The organism is Leucobacter sp. M11 (assembly GCF_035726885.1).
GTDB lineage: Bacteria > Actinomycetota > Actinomycetes > Actinomycetales > Microbacteriaceae > JAPFRB01.
The window spans coordinates 68,466-72,141 of sequence record NZ_JAPFRB010000003.1 but is presented as its reverse complement, the minus strand read 5'-3'; the positions used below and the strand labels follow the sequence as shown (position 1 = coordinate 72,141).

Below are 3,676 nucleotides of genomic sequence, written 5' to 3'. Positions count from 1 at the left end.
AGCTCCCGAGGGCGCGCCGCGATGACGGCCCGTGAGGAGGCGGCGGCGCTCGGGGAGGCGCTGGAGATCCGGCTTCGTGGGGTGCCCGGCATCCTCGAGGTGTTTCCCGCCGCGGGGCAGCGCGCCGGAGCCGTGCGGGTGGCCGAGACCCCGGAGGGGCTCGACCTGCGCGCGCGGCTCGCGGTGTCGGCCGAGCCGGTCGCGGATACCCTCCGGGCCGCGGCCGACGCCCTCCTCGACGAGCTGGGCGCGCTCCGGCCCGGGGTCTCGCTCGCACAGCTCGAGCTGCGTGCCACGGAGATCCGCGGCGTCGAGGAGCGCTGAGGCCCCCGGCTCCCGGGCCTCAGCCCGCGCGGAGCAGCGCGAGCCGGCTGAGCATCCGCGCGGAGCCGCTCGGCAGCTCCGGGGCGCGGGCCAGCGCACTGCGCGGGGTTGCCGCGTGCGCGACGAGCCGCACGTCCCGGTCCACGAGCACATCGATCACATTGGCAAAGCGCTTCGCCGCCGAGGGGCGCATCTCGGCCGCGTCCGGGATCCCCGTCAGTTCCCAGCTCGGGAAGCGCTCGGCGAGCACGGCGTAGTCGATGGGGGCCGTCGGGCCCTCGCACAGCTCGGCGAAGCCGACCCGGAGCGCGCCACGGGGGCTGTCCGGATCCGTTGCGGCCAAGACGAGGAGGGGGCGGCCGTTCACGGTCAGCTCGTGCGTCGGGGGCGCGGCGGTCACGCTGCCCGCGCCGGGCTCAATCACCCAGGCCCCCGAGGCGAAACCCGAGCGACCGCGGGCCGCGTCGGGGTTCGAGCGGCGGTAGTCGTGGTCGCCGCCCATCGCGACCACCGTGAGCTCGGCCCGGATCCGCTCGATACTCGGCCGGAACAGCTCGTGGAACTGGGGGCTCGGCAGGAGGCCCTCCGGGGCATCGTTCGAGGTGATCAGCAGGCTCAGCGGCCGACTGAGCAGCGCGTCGAGGGCGCGGGCGAGCAGGGTCGCATCCCCGACGTCGTTCGCGTGGAACTCGTCGAAGTGCACGAGATCGACCTCGCCGAGGAGCTCGTCGAGCGCGGCGGCGGCGTCGAAGCCGTGCCGGAAGATTGCGGCGTTGAGCTCCGCCAGAAAACCGTGGAAGTGCACGCGCAGGACGCGGGTGTCCGCGGTCTGACCGGCGACGATGGCATCGGCGAGCCAGGTCTTCCCGCGGCCGACGGGCCCGTGCAGATAGACGCCCCGCCCGGTCGCGCCGAGCACCTGCTCGATGGCGCGCTCCTGCTCCGGGTCCAGCGCGAAACCGGCGCGCTCGGCGGCCGCCGCGACGGCGGCCGGGCTCAGCCCAAACACCGGGCGGTCTAGTCTTCGCTCAGGAACACGATGGACTCCGTGGAGGGCTTCTTCTCGTTCGGATCCACGTAGACGTCCGGCTCGATGTAGATTACGCGCGCCGCGGGCACGGCGGCCCGGATCCGCTCCTCGGCACGGTTCACGTACATCGCGAGTTCGCGCACCGTGGCCTGCGGGGCGACGCTGACCTTCGCGCCGATCATGAACTCATCGGGGCCCAGGTACAGGGTCTTCATGTGGATGATCCGCTCGATCTGGCCCTCGTGCACCATCGCGGCCTCGATCTTCGCGACGTCCTCGTCGGTGGCGCCCTCGCCGACGAGGAGGCTCTTGACCTCCAGGCCGATGATGACCGCGACGGCGAGCAGCAGGACGCCGATGAACAGGGTGGCGATGCCGTCGAAGAGGCCGTTCCCGGTCAGCACGGACAGGCCGACGCCGAAGAAGGCGAAGACGAGGCCGAGGAGCGCCGCAAGGTCCTCCAACAGCACCACGGGCAGCTCGGGGGCCTTCGAACGGCGGATGAACTCGACCCAGGACGCGTCCCCGCGCAGCGGGTTGGACTCCTTGATGGCCGTGCGGAGGGAGAAGCTCTCCAGGACGATCGCGATCACGAGGACGAGCAACGGCAGCCACCACACCTCGATGGGGTGGGGCTCGCGGATCTTCTTGATGCCCTCATAGATGGAGAAGATGCCACCGATCGAGAACAGGATGATGGCCACGACGAAGGCGTAGACGAAGCGCACACGGCCGTAGCCGAAGGGGTGCTCCTTGTCCGCGGCCTGCTTGGCGCGCTTGCCCCCGAGGAGCAGCAGGAGCTGGTTGCCCGCGTCGGCGACCGAGTGGACGCTCTCGGCGAGCATCGAGGAAGACCCGGAGAAGATCCACGCGATGAACTTGGTGAGCGCGATTCCCGCGTTCGCGAGAAACGCAGCGATGATCGCTTTATTGCCGCCGGTCGCACTCATCGGTGCCTCCCCTGTTTCCTGTAATCCTTCCATCCTAGGATGGGAGCGTGAACGAATCGACCGTAGACGTCCCCCTTCCCCCCATTGCGATCCTCGGCCTTGGCTCGATGGGGCGCTCGATCCTCTCCGGGCTCCGCGGCCCCGGGGTCCGCGTGGACGGAGAAATCCGGGTCACGAACCGCTCCGTGGCCAGCGCTGAGGAGTACACGGGGGTCGAGGGGGTCATCTCGCTCGCCACCGAGATCAACCCCGAAGCGAACCGTGAGGCGGTTCGCGGTGCCCGAGTGATCCTCCTCGCGGTCAAGCCCTGGCAGATCGTGGAGGTGCTCACCGAGGTCGCCGACGTCCTCGACTCGAACGCCGTGATCGTCAGCGTCGCGGCGGGCGTCACCACGAAGACGATGGAGGCGGCCGTGCCGGAGGGCGTCGCCGTCCTCCGCGCGATGCCGAACACCCCCTCGCTGATCGGCCGCGGGGTCACGGGTATCGCCCGGGGGCTGAGCGCCTCCGAGGAGGATCTCGACCAGGTGCGCCGGGTCTTCGAAACCGTCGGCCAGGTCGTCAGCGTGCCCGAGGACAAGATCGACGCGCTCAGCGCCATTTCGGGCTCCGGCCCCGCCTACGTGTTCCTGCTCATCGAGGAGTGGACCGCGGCCGCCGAGCGCCTCGGCTTCTCCCGGGAGGAGGCCGAGATCATGGTGCGCGGCACCGTCTCCGGCGCCGCCGAGCTCGTGATGCGCACGGGTGAGGACCCCGCCGAGCTGCGCCGCCGGGTCACGAGCCCGAACGGCACGACCGAGCAGGCCGTCACGGTGCTGCAGGCCGCGCAGCTGGGCGCCACCCTCGACGAGGCGATGGCCGCCGCGGTCCGTCGCGCCGGGGAACTCGCCGCCGAGTAATCCCTCCGGGGGTGACCCGCGTGCGCCTCTCCCCGCGCACGGGCGCACCCCGGGTCCCCCGTATCGGGGAACCCGGGGCTAGAGGCCCCGCATCCAGGCCTCGATGCCCGCCGCGTCGATCGGGAGCGCGTCCGAGAGAACCTCGCTGCCCGTGTCCGTCACGAGCAGGTCGTCCTCCAGGCGCACCCCGATGCCGCGCAACTCCGGCGGCACGGTCTCGTCGAAGGCATGGAAGTACAGGCCCGGCTCGACCGTGAGCACCATGCCCGCGGCCATCTCGGCACCCTGATAGGCGGCGTAGCTGGACGAGGCGCAGTCGTGCACGTCGAGCCCCAGGTGATGCCCCACCCCGCAGACGATGTAGCGGCGGTGCTGCTGGCCATCCGGCGACAGCGCCTCGTCCACCGACACGGGGAGCAGCCCCCAGTCGTGCAAGCCGTTCGCGAGCACCTCCATGCTCGCCACGTGGAAGT

5 protein-coding genes are annotated in these 3,676 nt (G+C 71.2%); 2 read left to right on the top strand and 3 right to left on the bottom strand.

Annotation, left to right across the window (positions count from 1 at the left end):
• Positions 1-324, top strand: a 324-nt coding sequence (locus tag OOT08_RS08545; RefSeq protein ID WP_325092208.1) for a hypothetical protein, incomplete at its 5' end; no start/stop codon positions are given.
• Between the two features lie 19 nt (positions 325-343).
• Here the strand turns inward: OOT08_RS08545 and zapE are convergent.
• Positions 344-1,333, bottom strand: coding sequence for a cell division protein ZapE (gene zapE / locus OOT08_RS08540; RefSeq protein ID WP_325092206.1), 990 nt, complete (start codon positions 1,331-1,333; stop codon positions 344-346).
• 8 nt (positions 1,334-1,341) lie between these two features.
• Positions 1,342-2,304, bottom strand: coding sequence for a cation diffusion facilitator family transporter (locus OOT08_RS08535; RefSeq protein WP_325092205.1), 963 nt, complete (start codon positions 2,302-2,304; stop codon positions 1,342-1,344).
• A 47-nt stretch (positions 2,305-2,351) separates the two neighbouring features.
• Between OOT08_RS08535 and proC the strand changes: the two genes are divergently transcribed.
• Positions 2,352-3,203 carry a pyrroline-5-carboxylate reductase gene (proC, locus tag OOT08_RS08530; protein WP_325092204.1) on the top strand — a complete coding sequence of 284 codons (852 nt, stop codon included), beginning with the start codon at positions 2,352-2,354 and terminating at the stop codon, positions 3,201-3,203.
• Positions 3,204-3,281: 78 nt separating this feature from the next.
• On the opposite strand, the gene OOT08_RS08525 is transcribed toward proC, so the two are convergent.
• A partial coding sequence (locus OOT08_RS08525) for a M24 family metallopeptidase (RefSeq protein WP_325092203.1) occupies positions 3,282-3,676 on the bottom strand: 395 nt, incomplete at its 5' end.

Excerpts from the sequence above, each read along its gene's own strand:
- OOT08_RS08535 (WP_325092205.1), bottom strand. The coding sequence starts at position 2,304 with ATGAGTGCGACCGGCGGCAATAAAGCGATCATCGCTGCGTTTCTCGCG.